The following is a 15,444-nucleotide window of genomic DNA, read 5'->3' on the forward strand; positions in this document are numbered from 1 at the left end:
GTGACCCAGCATCGAGATTTGGAATTTCTAGGTTCGTTTCTGCTAGATACAAATAACACCCTCTGGTTGCCAACACCCAAGGATTTATTAGGGGTAAAAAAGAAGCCATCAGGTGATAAAGAAACACCAGAGGATGACTTGGATGATAAAACGAATGACTGGGATAGAACTGAACGCTTTCAACCCGCTTTTCAACAGGATAAAGCATGGAAACACCTTTGCTTTGACTCCGACGGACTTTCACCAATGGTCACACCGCTGATTGACAAAAATGAATTTATATGCCGACCTCAACCTTGGATAAAAGCAGAAGCTTTGAGTCTGTATCTGGCGGGCGAAAAGCTTAATAATCCCAGAGATTTTCATGATCATCCCTGGAGTGTGCAAATTCTACCGCACATTCACATGGAGACAGGCACTAGGCAAGTCCGGGATGAGGAAGGGTACTTTACTGAGGTGGCGATACGTCTGCATTCTGGGTGGAAACTGGTAGCTAGTATAAGTTGCAAGCTGGATGAGCCGTTTGTGGTGCGTTTGGGGGGTGAGGGACATCGTGCGCTTGTTTCCCCATTGCCAGATTTTCAGCAGTGGCAGCAATTAGCAGCTTACGAGAAGCCTACAGATGCAAGTAATTTTGCATATTTGCTCACCCCAGGACTGGCTGAAAAACAACCAGCAGTCTATGGAGTTTATCCCACAAACTGGAAAGAGAATTTAAGTGGATGTGTGAGCGATCGCCCTTTGTTGTGGGGTGGCGTATCCACTATTGAACGTAAAAACCAACAGGAGAAAGAATTCGCCCTCCTTCCCCAACGGGGTTTTGTGCCACCAGGAACAGTGTATCTGTTTGAAGATATTCCCGAACAAGCAGATGACTTACTACCAACAACTGGAGGGAACTGGCTGATGACATTTCAACAATTGAACTATGGCAAACTTTTATGGGGTCAAAGATGATGACGAATTATCTGACTTATTTGTATATGCTAACACCTCTGCATACTGGCGGCAGTTCAAATGAAGGCAATATGATGGGCATTGCCCGTGAAGTCCACACAGAATTTCCCTATCTGCCTGCTTCATCGTTGCGCGGTAAAATTCGCTCTGAGTTGGAACGCAAACATCCTGAAGAAGCGGAAATATTTTTTGGACATAAGATTAAAGATGGTCAACAACCTACTGAGGGAGAAGTTTGGTTTGCTGATGCAACGTTGCTATTTTTCCCTATCGCTTCTTTAAGTCATCATTTAGTTTGGGTAACTTGTCCCCTATGGTTATCACGCTGGAACCGTTGGCTTGATAAAGCACCGCTACAACCAATTATCAAACAATGTCACCAAATTTTATCTGGTGAAAAGTCAGCAGTCGTAAGCTTCCAGTCCAAAGAACTTTACCTGCAAACAGCACTTTTAAAGGAATCGGATCTCCAGAAAATAGATGTAGCACCACTTGCAGAGCAAATTTTCGCCTTAACTTCTGCTGGTGGAATCATTTCTACGTTGACTAATAAATTAGTCGTTTTAACAGATGAAGACTGTATAGCGTTAGTGGAAACAGGGTTGCAACGAGAAGTGCGAGTCGCATTGGAAGAAAAATCGAAAATCGTCAAAGGTGGTTCTTTCCGTTCAGAAGAAGCAATTCCTCCAGAAACAGTGCTGTTCTTTCCTTGGGGGATGAAACTAGCAAAAGACCCTGATAAAACGACCAACATTCGCTCTTCTACGCCTAATACTTTAAACGAACGGATGCAATTTGGCGGGTTAGAAGGATTAGGCAGAGGTTGGGCTGATTTAACAACTGTAGATCTGACGAAGGAAGGCAAATGATAAAGCTTGATTCACGTAAATTTAGTCAGGAAGCTTATACGGCTTTGAATGCAATAGTAGCGGATACACAAGACCCTTACTATCTAGATAAGAAATATCACAAAAAAGCCAGTGGAGTGGTACAAGGATTAACAGCCTATATCTCTACTTGGGGATTGCATCGTCTGAGTGGAGATGCAAAAAAATTCTTAAATGGCAAAGCGGAGGATACTAAATACAAGGGGAAGGTTTATAAAAAGTTTCTGAGGTCGCTTAAGAGTTTTAGTGGCAAGAATTTTAACGTTGATGATGAAGGCAGCTTACTCAAAATGCCTCTCAAAGAGTACACGTCTCTCAATCGATTGGCGATTGAATTAGCACGAGAATGGTCTTTTTGGGCATCTGCTGTTTTAGGAGAGCCGGAGGAATAATGAATTACAATCGGGATAACCGCAACTCTAAGCGCCAACAAGGACAAAACCAAACTATTCAGCAGGAATGGCAGGCTTTTTTAGAAAAACTTAAAAAAGATAAAAATCCCCTTTACGAGTTGCTTCAAGGCAGTGGAATAGATGAAGATGGGGATGCTCTTAAGCTGTACATTCCCACTGAAGATAAGAAAAAGGAAGCTCAAGGAAAAATACCGAAAATTCAAGCGAAACTGCCTAATCATTGGCAAAAGAAAAGGATTAATCTTGTAGTTGGTGAGCCGCCTGTAGAATTATTACAACCTTCAAAAAAGCAGCCTGTCAGTCAGTCAAAACCAGGGTCAAATTCATCGTCAGTAATGGGAAGACACAAAGTTCTTCAAAGTCCACTTCAAGAATTAAACTTTGCGGAATTTGGCGTAGATAAAAAGCTGAATGAACTGGCTCAACCTGTGCTGGAAGCCGCAGCAGCTGCTGATGAAACTTGTGAAATTCTGTACAAGCAGCTAACAGAGAAAACCCAAAAATTAGCTGATGTCACCATCACTGTTGCGTTTCCCTGGCGGGTGCGGGTTGGGGGAATGCGAGGCTTTCGCGAGTTGTTATTGCCTGTATTTCATCCGGTGTATGGTGTGCCTTACATTCCCTCCAGCAGTCTCAAAGGTGCTATCCGGGCGATCGCACTCCAGCATGAAACTCAATCTGAGGTCAATCGCCTCCTGGGAAGTCTTGACGATGGCATCGGTTGCGTACAGATTCTTGATGCTTTCCCCACCGCAGCCTGTCTGAGTGTCGATATGGCAAATCCCCAATGGCATTGGCACAAAAATAACGTTGAATACAACCCTCAACCCCACGCTTTACTCTCAATGGAACAACCTGAGTTGGTCATTGGGTTGATTCGCACTAGCCGAGGAAATAATGCAGATGATGTGGAAAAAGTCAAGGGCTGGTTGGAAAAAGCTTTAGCAATGGGAATCGGTTCGCGCTTGAGTGCGGGCTATGGACGAGCGAGTTTGAGCCATACCTTACCACATTCATCATCTCACGATTTTCATCTGTGGACGCAGGGAATGTATGGAGCTTCTACTGACAACCCAGAGTTTCGTCCGGTGGCATTGCGGGGGATGTTGCGATACTGGTTTAGAGCGATCGCCCTCGGAATTTATTCACCCAGTCAATGCAAAGAACTAGAAGCCACTCTTTTTGGGACGCTGGAACCGAAAACTAAAGAAGGTAGTATCCGCATTGCCGTAGAGTGGGAGGAAGCACCAAGCGATGGTCCAGCAGGAACCCGCCCAAAGGGCGAACGCGCCTACTTCTACAAAGGCAAAATTTTGTTGGAGGCAAAGAACCAACAACACCTCACCCTAATTGAAAAACTGCTGCGCTTATCATCCCATCTTGCCGGAGTCGGCAGGGGTTCACGACGACCTCTGCATTGGAATAGTGGCAGAATGCGAGGGTGTCATTGGGAGCTGACTAATGCAATACTACCTAGCGATAAGCAATCTTGGCAGGATTTTCTCAAACAGGTGCGGGAGGCTTTTTTGGCTGTGCAACGTCCTCAAGGTTCACCATCATCTAGCAGTCCTGATAACTCTCGTTGTCAGGATGTTTTAAATAATAAAGCAGAGATTTATTTGGTGCCCTGTTTGGGAATGAAACATCCCAAAAATGTGGTAACCGTTCACAGGATCTGAAACGCTACAGTGAAAAATGGGTTACTGAGGTGGTAGATTAAACTACATGGAAGAAAACTGCCTCGCCTACGGAATTGAAATTTCCGACTTAGATTGGGACAAGACTCCAGCCAGCGTCAAACAACTGGTGGAGAAAATGGGGCAGCATATAAAGCAATCAGAAAAAAGGCTGGCTGATTTAGAAGCCAAACAGCAAGAGTTATTAGAAAAAATCAATTGCACATCAAAAAACTCCAGCATTCCCCCATCGTCAGATCCACTTCATGCCGAAAAAAAACCAGAAAAAAAGAAGAGTGGTAAAAAGCGAGGGGGGCAACCAGGGCACAAGGGTCATAGTCGATTTTTGATTGTGTTGGGCACACTTAAGGCGAGAATTCATCAAAATATCAGAGCGTCCCGGAGTTTCAGCTGAATTAGGAACGGCTCTGGTAAAACAACAGGAGAAATTATTTGAACTTTGGCATCGAGTCAGAGATGGAACTTTGAAGCATTGTGAACTTCAACTTTTAGTCCAACCAATTCGTAACTCCATCAAGTTTTCTCTACAAGAGGCTGCCGATTATGAAATTGGTTCGGTAGAAAAGACACCACTGGCTAAAACTGTTCGCACTTGCCGCCAAATACTGAAAGTTGAACCTGCTTTATGGTTATTTTTGACGGTTGAAGGTGTTGAACCAACAAATAATGCTGCTGAGAGAGCCATACGTCCTGCGGTTATATGGCGACGTACTAGTTTTGGCTCCCAAACCCAGGCGGATAGTCGTTTTGTCCAAAGGATGTTAACTGTTGTTACTACTTTAAAGTCTCAGCGTCGAAATGTTTTGGATTTTATGGTATCAGCAGTAAGTGCTGCACGCGCTAATTCGCCAGCCCCTTCTTTACTTCCTGAAGTCGCTGATTCTTCCGACCAAGTAATAAATGCTGCCTAATCCCCATTGCTGAGATCCGGTTATTTACCTTTATTCAACCTGCTGGAATCTCTGGCATTTATTCCTGCAAATGCTTTAACTAAAGAGAAGCATTGTCTTTTAATCTGCGACTACCCCGTGGTCGCTTACAATTTATCCAGAGTTGAAGGTAATGTAACCCTGAAATTGATTCATCATATAAAGATTATTAATAACATTTCATACGTGCAGAGACGTTGCACTGCAACGTCTCTACAGAACCGAACTGTATTGGTAGTTCTGGCGTTAAACTTTACTCAGATTTCTCAGTAATTGGTACCCATTCAGTGTGGAAAGCACCGGGCTTATCCACACGCTGGTAGGTATGCGCCCCGAAATAGTCGCGTTGAGCTTGGGTGAGGTTTTGAGGCAAGCGATCGCGACGGTAGCTGTCGAAATAATCCAAAGATGCACTAAATGCTGGCACTGGAATTCCCAGTTTTGCTGCTGTTGCCAACACTTCACGCCAAGCTGTTTGTCTGTCAAGAATCGTCTGTTTGAATTCAGGAGCTAACAGAAGGTTAGGCAGGGTTGGATTTTCGTTAAACGCATTCTTAATCTTATTCAAAAATCCAGCGCGAATAATACAGCCGCCCTTCCAAATCCGCGCCAATTCACCCAGTTGCAAATTCCAGTTATAGGTTTGGGAAGCTTTAGAGAGTAGCGCCATTCCCTGAGCGTAAGAACAGATTTTCGAGCAGTAGAGGGCATCCCGCACCATGCTAATAAACTCTTTGGTATTTCCCTCATACTTGCCAGTGGGACCTGTGAGTATCTTCGATGCTGCCACGCGCTCTTGTTTGTAGGAAGAGATGATGCGCCCATTGACTGCGGCGATAATCGTTGGTATAGAAACACCCAATTCCAGCGCAGTCTGCACCGTCCAACGTCCGGTTCCCTTTTGACCTGCGGAGTCAACAATCAAATCGACCAAAGGTAAATTTGTGTCTGGGTCAATGTAAGGGAAAATATTTGCCGTAATTTCAATCAAAAACGAATTCAGTTCGTCCGTGGTGTTCCATTGGGCAAAAACTTCATGGAGTTGATTATGGTCAAGTCCAGCGGCATTTTTCAGTAAATCGTAGGCTTCTGCAATCAGCTGCATATCGCCGTACTCAATACCGTTGTGTACCATTTTGACATAGTGACCAGAACCACCAGGACCAATGTATGTCACACACGGACCATCATCGACTTGGGCGGCAATCTTCGTGAAAATTGGCTCTAGATACTGGTAAGAGCTTTGCGTACCTCCTGGCATCAGAGAAGGACCATTGAGTGCTCCTTCTTCACCACCGCTGACGCCCATACCAATGAATCGAAACCCAGCAGGTTCTAATTCTTGGGTGCGTCGATCTGTATCTTCAAACCAAGAGTTGCCACCATCGATGATAATGTCGCCTTCGTCCAGCAAGGGTTTGAGCTGAGCAATCACGGCATCTACTGGCTTACCAGCTTGCACCATGATGAGAATTCTTCTGGGACGTTCCAAGGAGGCAACGAACTCTTCTAGAGTAAAAGCGGCTTTGACGTTTCTTCCTGGGGCACGCTCCGCCATGAATTTATCAGTTTTGTCGCGCGAGCGGTTGTAAACTGCGATTGGAAAGCCGTTACGCTCCACATTTAGAGCGATGTTTTCACCCATAACAGCTAGACCAATCACACCAAAGCTTTGCTGTGTCATAAATTCTTTTGGCTAACTCTTGTAGATCCTTTTCTTCTTTAGGGTAGTCCGAGATTTTCGCTTCTCTCCTAAAGAAGATATTAAGAGTTCACGAAGAGTTCATGGATACAGCAAGAATACTCAATAAGAATACTCAATCTACACAAATAAATAATTTTAATTTGTATCTGAATCAACAACTTTTTGTCAAAATTTGCAAAATTGAAATTAATCTAGTCAAACGACACTGTTAAGGAGTAACCACAAAATGCTGGCATATGTCCTAGCGTTGGCTGTCGGTCTTGGAAGTGTAGGGCTTTACATGGCGGCTTTCTTTTTCCCTGAAATTCACCGCAAAAATGACTTTATCTGGAGTGGTGTAGGACTGTTCTACGCCTTGGTGTTATGGATATTTGCACAACGCATTACTGGGGGTTTTTTGCTGGGTCATGTGGCTAGTGTCGCTCTTTTGGGTTGGTTTGGCTGGCAAACATTATCATTACGTCGTCAACTAACGCCAACGACACAACAAACCCAAATACCCAGCACTGAGACAGTAAAAACAAACATTCAGGAGCAGGTTTCTAAGTTGTCGCTTCCCCAACGGCTTTCCCAGTTGCAAAAAGGTATCGGTAGCACCTTTTCTGGTGCGAAAGACCGAGTGCAACAAACTGTGAGTCAAAAAACATCGGAAAAACCCAAAACTGCCGAGACTCCCCCTGCACCAGCAGGTAAAGCTGCGGTTGAGATTGTCGATGAACGCACTCCTGTACCAGAACAACAAGTAGTCGCTTCTCCTGCGATAACTGATATCGAAGCAAAAACTCCACCACAAGAACAACTAGCAGATGTAACGGCTTCTGCTCCCACTGAAGCAAAAACTGACAGTGTCCCACAAGTAATTCCACCTCATCCACCATCTCCGGAATTAGTAGAAGCTGCTCACGAACATACTGAGACTGAAAAAACACTACCTCCTGTAGAAGAAATTGCTCCCGATGCTGCACTTGCTCCCCCAGCAGAAGGGCATCCTGGAGAAATTCCACCCAATCCTCCAGGTCAGAGTTCATAAGTAGCAAATGTAACTGCCGTAGAGGCGATCGCCTGAAGGGTAATCGCCTCCCAAGAAGCATCAAATAAAGATTCACTGTTACAATACGACCAATCCCCCACAAACCAAAATAAAACCATGATTACTCAAATGATGGTTCAACCTTCATTCTGGGTGGAATCTGGAATCAAAATCAGCAAAGTCAAGAATCTCTATCTGTTCAAATTTACCGATGAACTCCAATCTCGGCTTGAAGAACTGTCAGAGAAGAAAAAAGCAGGTTTGCTCATTTCAGAAGAAGAGGCTGAACTAACAGGAATATTAGAACTTGATAAAATTTTTACCTTGCTTAACGCCAGAATAATTGCTGAGTCATGACAGTTAATAATGCAACAAGAAAGTTAGTACGAGAAAGAGCTAACTTTCTTTGCGAATACTGTCATTCTTTAGAAGAAGCAAGTGCAGCTCTGTTTGCTATCGACCATATTCTTCCCCAGTCTCTGGGTGGTTCTGATAACCCTGATAACCTAGCATTGGCTTGCCAGCGCTGCAATGGATACCGCTATAACTTCACAACTGGAATTGATCCACAAACCCAAGAGGTTGTCCCCTTATTTAATCCTCGTCAGCAAAAGTGGGCAGATCACTTTATTTGGTCAACAGACGGTTTAAGAATTCTTGGTGTCACTCCTATTGGACGAGCTACTTGTCATCGTTTAGACCTAAATGATGAACGTCACAATGAAGGCTCTATCGTTAAAGCACGTCGTTTGTGGGTGCGGGGTGGTTGGCATCCGCCCCAAGACGACCCCCAACAACAAAGATAGGGTACTATAGATGTAATATCCAAGTATTTCAGCAGGCAATGCGAGGGATGCCTGCTGAAATACTTTGTATTCACGTAAAAGACTTTCTCATAGATATTATAGTGAGAAAAAGACGTTACTATTCCTTGGCATGAAATCGTGACAGAAACAGGAAAATACAAAGATACGGTCAATTTGCCCAAAACCAACTTTGATATGCGTGCAAACGCTGTCAAGAGGGAGCCAGAAATCCAAAAGTTTTGGGAAGACAATAAAATTTATGAACGCCTGTCTCAAGAGAATCCAGGTGATTTATTTATATTGCATGATGGACCACCCTACGCAAATGGTTCTCTGCATATTGGTCACGCTTTAAATAAAATTCTTAAAGATATTATTAATCGCTACCAACTGATACGAGGACGTAAAGTTCGTTACGTGCCTGGTTGGGATTGCCACGGCTTGCCAATTGAACTGAAAGTTTTGCAGAACATGAAGCCAGGAGAACGGCAAAACTTGACGCCTTTGCAGTTGCGCCACAAAGCGAAAGAATTTGCCCTGGCTGCGGTGAATGAACAACGTGAAAGTTTCAAACGCTACGGTGTTTGGGGTGATTGGGAACACCCATATTTGACGATGAAACCGCAATACGAAGCGGCTCAAATTGGCGTTTTCGGTCAGATGGTATTAAAAGGATACATCTATCGTGGTTTGAAGCCAGTTCACTGGAGTCCCAGTTCTAACACGGCACTGGCAGAAGCTGAGTTGGAATATCCTGAAGGTCATACCTCGCGCAGTATCTATGTGGCTTTTCCAATGACGGGTTTATCGGAAGCAGCGAAACCAGGACTTGGGGAATTTTTGCCGCAGTTGGGTGTGGCTATCTGGACAACAACACCATGGACAATTCCCGCTAACTTGGCAGTAGCGGTGAATCCAGACCTCAACTACGCAGTGGTTGAATGTAGAGACGCGCCATGGCGCGTCTCTACAAAGTACCTGATTGTGGCGGCTGATTTGGTGGAACGTCTATCTGAGGTCTTGGGAAGTCAGCTAATTGTCAAAGCCACGGTAAAAGGGAAAGATTTAGAACATTCCACCTACCGACATCCCCTATTTGACCGTGAAAGTCCGATTGTTATCGGCGGTGATTATGTCACCACCGAATCGGGTACTGGTTTGGTACACACTGCCCCTGGTCATGGTCAAGAAGACTACATGGTTGGTCAGCGCTACGGGTTGCCTATCCTTGCGCCTGTGGATGACAATGGCAACTTCACTGAAGAGGCGGGACAGTTTGCTGGGTTGAATGTCCTGGGTGATGGAAACCAGGCGGTAATTGATGCGCTGACGGCGGCGGGTTCGCTGCTGAAGGAGGAACCCTACCAACACAAGTATCCTTACGACTGGCGGACGAAGAAACCAACGATTTTCCGTGCTACAGAACAGTGGTTTGCAAGCGTTGAAGGATTTCGGGATGAGGCGCTAAAGGCGATCGCCTCTGTAAGATGGATTCCCGCGCAAGGTGAAAACCGTATCACACCAATGGTTGCGGAACGTTCTGACTGGTGTATTTCCCGTCAGCGCAACTGGGGTGTGCCAATTCCCGTTTTTTACGATGAAGAAACAGGCGAACCGCTGCTGAATGAGGAAACCATCTCCCATGTTCAGGCAATTGTTGCCGAAAAAGGTTCCGATGCTTGGTGGGAACTTTCACCCCAAGAGTTATTGCCAGAAAAATACCGCATCAACGGTCGGTCTTACCGTAAAGGGACTGATACTATGGATGTATGGTTTGATTCTGGCTCATCCTGGGCATCTGTGGCAGAACAACGTCCAGAGTTGCGCTACCCAGTTGATATGTACCTGGAAGGTTCAGACCAGCATCGCGGTTGGTTCCAGTCGAGTTTGCTCACCAGCGTAGCAGTTAACGACTGTGCGCCTTACAAAACCGTTTTGACTCACGGCTTTGCTTTGGATGAACAAGGGCGCAAGATGAGTAAGTCATTGGGGAATGTAGTTGACCCAGCAACGCTCATTTTGGGAGGCAAAGACCAGAAAAAAGAACCAGGCTATGGTGCTGATGTCTTGCGTTTGTGGGTATCTTCAGTAGACTACTCTTCTGATGTCCGTCTTGGCAGTAATATCATCAAGCAACTGGCAGATGTGCGGAACAAAATTCGCAATACGGCGCGGTTCTTGTTGGGAAATTTGCATGATTTTGATCCCGAAAAAGATGCAGTACCGTTTGAGGAAATGACCCAGCTTGACCGCTATATGCTGCACCGCATGACGGAGGTTTTCAAGGAAGTTACAGAAGCGTTTGAAAGCTTCCAATTTTTCCGCTTTTTCCAAACCATGCAGAATTTCTGCGTGGTGGATTTATCCAACTTTTATCTGGATATCGCTAAGGACAGGCTGTATATCAGTGCGCTTAATTCGTTCCGCCGTCGTAGCTGTCAAACAGTGCTGAAGATTGCTTTGGAGAACATAGCACGTGCGATCGCCCCTGTACTATGTCATATGGCAGAAGATATCTGGCAATTTCTCCCGTATAAGACACCCTACAAGTCAGTGTTTGAAGCTGGCTGGGTGCAGTTAGACCAGAAGTGGCACAATCCAGAATTAGCGACCTTGTGGCAGCAATTGCGACAAATGCGTACTGAGGTGAACAAGGTACTGGAAGAAGCCAGAGTCAATAAAATGATTGGTTCTTCCCTGGAAGCTAAGGTGTTGCTGTATGTAGAAGATGAGCAGTTACGTTCATCAGTAAAATCACTAAATGACAGTCAGAATGGAATAGATGAGCTACGTTACCTGTTCATCACTTCACAAGTAGACTTGTTGAATTCATCGGAAGCAGTACAAGGGTTGGAGTACAGCTTGCAGTCCGATACATGGAAAATTGGAGTCGTGAACGCAGAAGGGCAGAAATGCGATAGATGCTGGAACTACTCAACTCATGTAGGAGAGTCAGCCGAACATCCACTAATTTGCGAACGGTGTGTTGCAGCCTTAGCAGGGGAGTTTTAGGAAGACAAGGGGAAAACACGACAGGGGGACAAGGAGAAATTTACTCCCCTTACTCCCCCCACTGCTTTTATGATGTGGCAAATTCTAAATTAGTTCTTTGCTGCTTTTCAGCCTCAGCATACTCTAGCTTTTGCAACAGCTCTTGAGTTAATTGAAAGAATGCTTTCGACCCTGCTGTGCTGGGATTGTTTAAAACAACCGGCATAAAACTGTCAACTGCCTTAGCAACGTTTACATCAATTGGTATTTGTGTCTGACAAATTTTTGCCTCACCAAAATCTTGATGAACGCGCTGCATGACTTGTTTGTAGTACCTTCCGCTGAGAAAGTTAGCGTTAGACATTGTGAAGACAATTCCCAGCATTTGTATATCTATATTTGCTTCCTGTTCGTGACTTTCTTTTAACTGGGCAATGCGTCTTTCCAGCAATTGAATACCCACCACAGATAACGGTTCGGGTTTAGCCGGAAGTATATAGAAATTACTGGTTGCCAAAGCACTACGAGTTAAAAGATTATACCCAGGAGCACAGTCTAAAATGATAAAATCGTATTCTTGCCCAACTGGTTCTAAGATTTTACCAAGCAAGACTCTTTCAAAACGATTCCAAATCGTTTCAAATTCATTTTCACCCAAACTTACTGCTTGTTGATGCAGCATTTCTGAAACGACAAATTCATCGTATAGGTCAATATCTCCCGGTAATAAATCCAGTCCGGGGAGATTGCAAACCTGAGGCTGAATGATATCCCGAATTGTTAATTTTGACCTTGACGATGGACTGATAATACTGTCTATCAGATATCTCAATGTCCGTCTTTGTTTGCGGAGCTTGGCAAAGTCCACAGGAGACATAAGACTGAGTGTGGCACTAATTTGGCTATCTAAGTCAAGGACAAGCACCCGCTTACCATAATTTTTTGCTAAACAAGTAGCTACATTAACGGTGAGGGTAGTTTTGCCAACCCCGCCCTTCATATTTGCAGTAGCAATCACATATCCCATTGGTTAATTCCTCTAATAAAGCATTCCCATTTACGTAACGTAAATGTTTCGTTATAGATAGAAAATTTTTGCTAAATTTAACATTTTTAAATAGTCAAAAGCGTTACCTCAGTGACACTTCTTTCAGTAAAGCAGTCAAGATTATAGCAGTGAGTGGTGCATTGGTGTCTGACAAACTTCTTTGCGGCTCAATTTCTACCAAAAAATCCACATCACTCTCTGGTTTTGCTTCTCCCCTAGCGACGGAACCAAAAACTCGTACATTATAAGCTCCGTATTTGGCAGGGATTTCTAAGATTTCCTTTCGATAAGGTAGTAGTACTTCATGAATTCCCATAACTTAATCCACACAAATTTTTTCAATCCTGAATTCTAGACTGACGGTAGCAGAATATTAATCGTGAATAAACTTTGTAAGCGGTACAGTTGAGCACCCATTTGATAGAGTAAATCGCCTTTACCTAATAAGCGAGCAGCAGATGTTTGTTTACCTCCTAAGATAATCATTGAGTCTGCTTCACTAGCAGTTTTCAGTGCAACCCTTCCCGGTAAATTGGAGCGGATAATTGGAGTGACAACACCAGCTTCGGGGCGTTGAGTGGCAATAATTAGATGAATTCCAGCTGCTCTTGCCATTGCACCAAGCCGTTTAATGCTTTGTTCTAGCGCCGTGCGGATTTCTTTTTCTGCCATAAAGTCGGCGTATTCATCAAATATGCAGACAATACGAGGCAAAGGTTGACGAGAACGTTGATTATAAGTACTCAAATCAGCACAACCGGCTTTTTCAAATTGCTGATAACGCGACTCCATTTGTGTGACTAATTCATCCATCAATTCAATAGCGCGATCGCTATCTTTCACAATTGGTGAATACAACCACCGCATTTCCTCAAACTCTGGAAAAGTAACTCGTTTGGGATCAACGAGGGCAATTTGCAGATGTTGCGGAGAATGACGAACGAGTAAACTAAGGAGGAGCGATCGTAAAAATTCACTCTTACCACTTCCTGTCGTACCCCCAACTAAAAAGTGGCAAGTATTTGGATCTGATAAATCAGCTTCTACCAATTGCCCATCTAAATTCACTCCAATAGCAATTTTTACTGGTGCAGTTGCAGGTAAAATTTGCGATTTTATATAATCTTCAAACTTAGCAACTTGTCTATCAGGACGAGGCAAATCAACACTAACATATCCAGCCTGAGGAGAAATCAGAGGCGGATTCGCTAACCCCAACTGCACTTGCAAATCAGCCGATAATTTCAGTAAAGAGTTCACTTTAACACCAAGCTGAGGTTTGAGTTTTACTCGAATAAATGCTGGACCAATAGCTGCCCCGTGGTAATCTACACTAATACCAAAAGATTGCAACGTGGCAACCAACTCTTCACCTATGGCATTAGCATTACTACTGGTTGATTGCTGCTGATTGTTTACTGTCTGTCCATTCTGCCCACTTGTTCTTTGTTGCTCCTGGTTGTTAGATGCTTTCTGATCTTGAGATTCTTCTAAAAAGTAACTTTGACACTTTTGCTGCTGTGGACAAATTTGACACAGATGAGGCTGGGTTGTAGGTGGCGGTGGATTGGGTGATGGTGCTTCCCAACTCAGCCATTGCTGCATTTGTTGTAATTTATAGGGAATCAGCTGATGCACCGTATTTTCTAGCTGTTCCCAAGAATACTGATACTCTTTAAACTCTGGCAAAACACAGTAAACCGCTGAGTCAACAGCTACTTTTTTATTCTGCCATAGCATATAACTATAAAGCGCAACTTGGGCTAATTGCGCTGATGCATCGGCTGGTTGATAAGTTTTAAACTCCACCACACATAAACGCTTTTTTTCAAAGTTATAGACTAAGCAATCAAATTCCCCTCCTACCCGTTGTTGCGTTCCATCTGGAAGATTAAAGTAATACTCAAGTTTACGTTTTTCAGAGATAAAAGTGTTACGAATAACCCTTTCTGCACTGCAATAGCGCCGATTGATTACCAGCAATTCTGCAAAGCGTTTGATGAGTCGTTGTAATCCCTGCCATACTTGCAGCAGTGCTTGTGCTTGGTCGGCATCTTTTTTAACAATTTGTTGCAGGTAAGGATAGAACTTTATTTCATAAAATAGCTGTTGCATCCCAGAAGCAATTTGCTCTACCTGCAATTGGGCTGCAGCTGGTTTAAACAAATCTTGAAATCGTGGTTCATGAGTTGCTAAACTCACAAATTCATCAGCCAATTCATGGAATGCCTTGCCAATGCCAGTTTGGGTGTTTTGTGGTAAAAATAAGGTATTTCCACGGAAACGCTGATTCAAATAAAAAAGGCGAGGACACTCAAACGCAACTCTGACTTTAGTAGCATTTAAAGATAAATTTTCTGATTTTTCAGTTGACTGCTTTGAACTATTAGCGACCATATCAAAAATATTACTTATAAGATTAGGATTATAAATTTCTAATAAGCGGCGATGCACAGCAGCCAAATAAATTGTATCCATTGCAGCATACTGTAGCTGGTTTTGACTGAGAGGGCGCTGTCCCCAGTCGCTTCCCTGTTCTTCTTTATTTACGTTAGAGAAGTGACAAAGTTCTGCTGCTAAGGTTTTAAGTTGTAAGTTGGATACTGGCAAAACTTTACGGGTAATTTTTCTGGCTAGCTTCAGCGTACAGGTAACATTTTGTGCTAGCTGTCCACCCAGGTATTTCAAATCAAAACTGGCGTTGTGGAATACCTTTTCTATATTAGGATTAACCATTATTTGGTTAATAAAATCTGCCGCTAAATCAGGTTTATGTAACACATCGAGAATGAAAACAGATTCACCCGCCGAATCTGTGGGGTTAGCCAACACCTGAATTAGCGATAATTTGGGATAGGAAGTATTCCAGTTAGCAATTTCTGTATCTAACCACAGCGTTTTAGCCAAGGCAAAATTGGCAATTTGCGCTCGGATTTCAATAGCTTCTGTCAGGTATTGCATTTGCTATAATGTCAGCATTT

At 43.8% G+C, this 15,444-nt stretch carries 14 protein-coding genes and 1 pseudogene; 10 read left to right on the forward strand and 5 right to left on the reverse strand.

What is annotated here, in order from left to right:
- The 6 genes and pseudogenes from MAS10914_RS0117925 to MAS10914_RS0117950 all read left to right on the forward strand — a co-directional run.
- Entirely contained in the window at positions 1-957 is a 957-nt protein-coding gene (locus MAS10914_RS0117925; protein ID WP_017317330.1) for a type III-B CRISPR module-associated Cmr3 family protein, read from the forward strand.
- Complete coding sequence (gene cmr4 / locus MAS10914_RS0117930; protein ID WP_198014983.1) at positions 954-1,826, forward strand: type III-B CRISPR module RAMP protein Cmr4; 873 nt, start codon at positions 954-956, stop codon at positions 1,824-1,826. Before MAS10914_RS0117925 ends, cmr4 begins: the two co-directional genes overlap by 4 nt.
- Positions 1,823-2,236: a hypothetical protein gene (locus MAS10914_RS0117935; protein ID WP_017317332.1), complete on the forward strand. Its 414-nt coding sequence runs from the start codon at positions 1,823-1,825 to the stop codon at positions 2,234-2,236. Before cmr4 ends, MAS10914_RS0117935 begins: the two co-directional genes overlap by 4 nt.
- Entirely contained in the window at positions 2,236-3,936 is a 1,701-nt protein-coding gene (locus tag MAS10914_RS0117940) for an RAMP superfamily CRISPR-associated protein (RefSeq protein ID WP_017317333.1), read from the forward strand. The genes MAS10914_RS0117935 and MAS10914_RS0117940 overlap by 1 nt, the downstream gene beginning before the upstream one ends.
- A 46-nt stretch (positions 3,937-3,982) precedes the next feature.
- Positions 3,983-4,348 (forward strand): DUF6444 domain-containing protein, encoded by a 366-nt coding sequence (locus MAS10914_RS35660; RefSeq protein ID WP_017316668.1) that lies wholly within the window; start codon positions 3,983-3,985, stop codon positions 4,346-4,348.
- Positions 4,284-4,865: pseudogene (locus tag MAS10914_RS0117950) on the forward strand (IS66 family transposase); the annotation flags it as partial. The gene MAS10914_RS35660 and the pseudogene MAS10914_RS0117950, both read left to right, overlap by 65 nt.
- A 271-nt stretch (positions 4,866-5,136) precedes the next feature.
- Here MAS10914_RS0117950 and gndA read toward each other — a convergent pair.
- Complete coding sequence (gndA, locus tag MAS10914_RS0117955; protein WP_017317334.1) at positions 5,137-6,567, reverse strand: NADP-dependent phosphogluconate dehydrogenase; 1,431 nt, start codon at positions 6,565-6,567, stop codon at positions 5,137-5,139.
- A 247-nt stretch (positions 6,568-6,814) separates the two neighbouring features.
- Between gndA and MAS10914_RS0117960 the strand changes: the two genes are divergently transcribed.
- A complete protein-coding gene (locus MAS10914_RS0117960) occupies positions 6,815-7,618 on the forward strand; it encodes a Ycf66 family protein (RefSeq protein ID WP_017317335.1) in 804 nt (267 codons plus the stop codon).
- On the opposite strand, the gene MAS10914_RS36240 is transcribed toward MAS10914_RS0117960, so the two are convergent.
- Positions 7,606-7,737, reverse strand: a complete 132-nt coding sequence (locus MAS10914_RS36240; RefSeq protein ID WP_269635060.1) for a hypothetical protein — start codon at positions 7,735-7,737, stop codon at positions 7,606-7,608. The two genes, MAS10914_RS0117960 and MAS10914_RS36240, sit on opposite strands and share 13 nt — an antisense overlap.
- Between MAS10914_RS36240 and MAS10914_RS0117965 the strand changes: the two genes are divergently transcribed.
- From MAS10914_RS0117965 to ileS, 3 genes are all read left to right on the forward strand, one after another.
- Positions 7,736-7,975: a hypothetical protein gene (locus MAS10914_RS0117965; RefSeq protein ID WP_017317336.1), complete on the forward strand. Its 240-nt coding sequence runs from the start codon at positions 7,736-7,738 to the stop codon at positions 7,973-7,975. The two genes, MAS10914_RS36240 and MAS10914_RS0117965, sit on opposite strands and share 2 nt — an antisense overlap.
- Positions 7,972-8,424 (forward strand): HNH endonuclease, encoded by a 453-nt coding sequence (locus MAS10914_RS0117970; protein WP_017317337.1) that lies wholly within the window; start codon positions 7,972-7,974, stop codon positions 8,422-8,424. The genes MAS10914_RS0117965 and MAS10914_RS0117970 overlap by 4 nt, the downstream gene beginning before the upstream one ends.
- 138 nt (positions 8,425-8,562) lie before the next feature.
- On the forward strand, positions 8,563-11,436 hold the full coding sequence (gene ileS / locus MAS10914_RS0117975; RefSeq protein WP_017317338.1) for an isoleucine--tRNA ligase: 2,874 nt from the start codon (positions 8,563-8,565) through the stop codon (positions 11,434-11,436).
- Between the two features lie 67 nt (positions 11,437-11,503).
- Here the strand turns inward: ileS and MAS10914_RS0117980 are convergent, their stop codons facing one another.
- The 3 genes from MAS10914_RS0117980 to MAS10914_RS0117990 form a co-directional block, all read right to left on the reverse strand.
- Positions 11,504-12,442 (reverse strand): ParA family protein, encoded by a 939-nt coding sequence (locus MAS10914_RS0117980; RefSeq protein WP_017317339.1) that lies wholly within the window; start codon positions 12,440-12,442, stop codon positions 11,504-11,506.
- A 103-nt stretch (positions 12,443-12,545) separates the two neighbouring features.
- On the reverse strand, positions 12,546-12,779 hold the full coding sequence (locus MAS10914_RS30450) for a nucleotidyltransferase family protein (protein WP_017317340.1): 234 nt from the start codon (positions 12,777-12,779) through the stop codon (positions 12,546-12,548).
- A gap of 35 nt (positions 12,780-12,814) precedes the next feature.
- A complete protein-coding gene (locus MAS10914_RS0117990) occupies positions 12,815-15,424 on the reverse strand; it encodes a DNA translocase FtsK (protein ID WP_017317341.1) in 2,610 nt (869 codons plus the stop codon).
- Between the last annotated feature and the right edge of the window lie 20 nt (positions 15,425-15,444).

Origin of the sequence: Mastigocladopsis repens PCC 10914 (assembly GCF_000315565.1) — a bacterium.
In the GTDB taxonomy this organism is placed as follows: Bacteria; Cyanobacteriota; Cyanobacteriia; order Cyanobacteriales; family Nostocaceae; genus Mastigocladopsis; species Mastigocladopsis repens.

Bases quoted from the DNA above. Each gene is read 5' to 3' on its own strand.
- MAS10914_RS0117935 (WP_017317332.1), top strand. From the start codon at position 1,823: ATGATAAAGCTTGATTCACGTAAATTTAGTCAGGAAGCTTATACGGCT.
- cmr4 (WP_198014983.1), top strand. From the start codon at position 954: ATGATGACGAATTATCTGACTTATTTGTATATGCTAACACCTCTGCAT.
- MAS10914_RS0117965 (WP_017317336.1), top strand. From the start codon at position 7,736: ATGATTACTCAAATGATGGTTCAACCTTCATTCTGGGTGGAATCTGGA.
- gndA (WP_017317334.1), bottom strand. From the start codon at position 6,567: ATGACACAGCAAAGCTTTGGTGTGATTGGTCTAGCTGTTATGGGTGAA.
- MAS10914_RS0117970 (WP_017317337.1), top strand. From the start codon at position 7,972: ATGACAGTTAATAATGCAACAAGAAAGTTAGTACGAGAAAGAGCTAAC.
- MAS10914_RS0117940 (WP_017317333.1), top strand. From the start codon at position 2,236: ATGAATTACAATCGGGATAACCGCAACTCTAAGCGCCAACAAGGACAA.
- MAS10914_RS36240 (WP_269635060.1), bottom strand. From the start codon at position 7,737: ATGGTTTTATTTTGGTTTGTGGGGGATTGGTCGTATTGTAACAGTGAA.
- MAS10914_RS0117980 (WP_017317339.1), bottom strand. From the start codon at position 12,442: ATGGGATATGTGATTGCTACTGCAAATATGAAGGGCGGGGTTGGCAAA.
- MAS10914_RS0117990 (WP_017317341.1), bottom strand. From the start codon at position 15,424: ATGCAATACCTGACAGAAGCTATTGAAATCCGAGCGCAAATTGCCAAT.
- MAS10914_RS30450 (WP_017317340.1), bottom strand. From the start codon at position 12,779: ATGGGAATTCATGAAGTACTACTACCTTATCGAAAGGAAATCTTAGAA.
- MAS10914_RS0117960 (WP_017317335.1), top strand. From the start codon at position 6,815: ATGCTGGCATATGTCCTAGCGTTGGCTGTCGGTCTTGGAAGTGTAGGG.
- MAS10914_RS35660 (WP_017316668.1), top strand. From the start codon at position 3,983: ATGGAAGAAAACTGCCTCGCCTACGGAATTGAAATTTCCGACTTAGAT.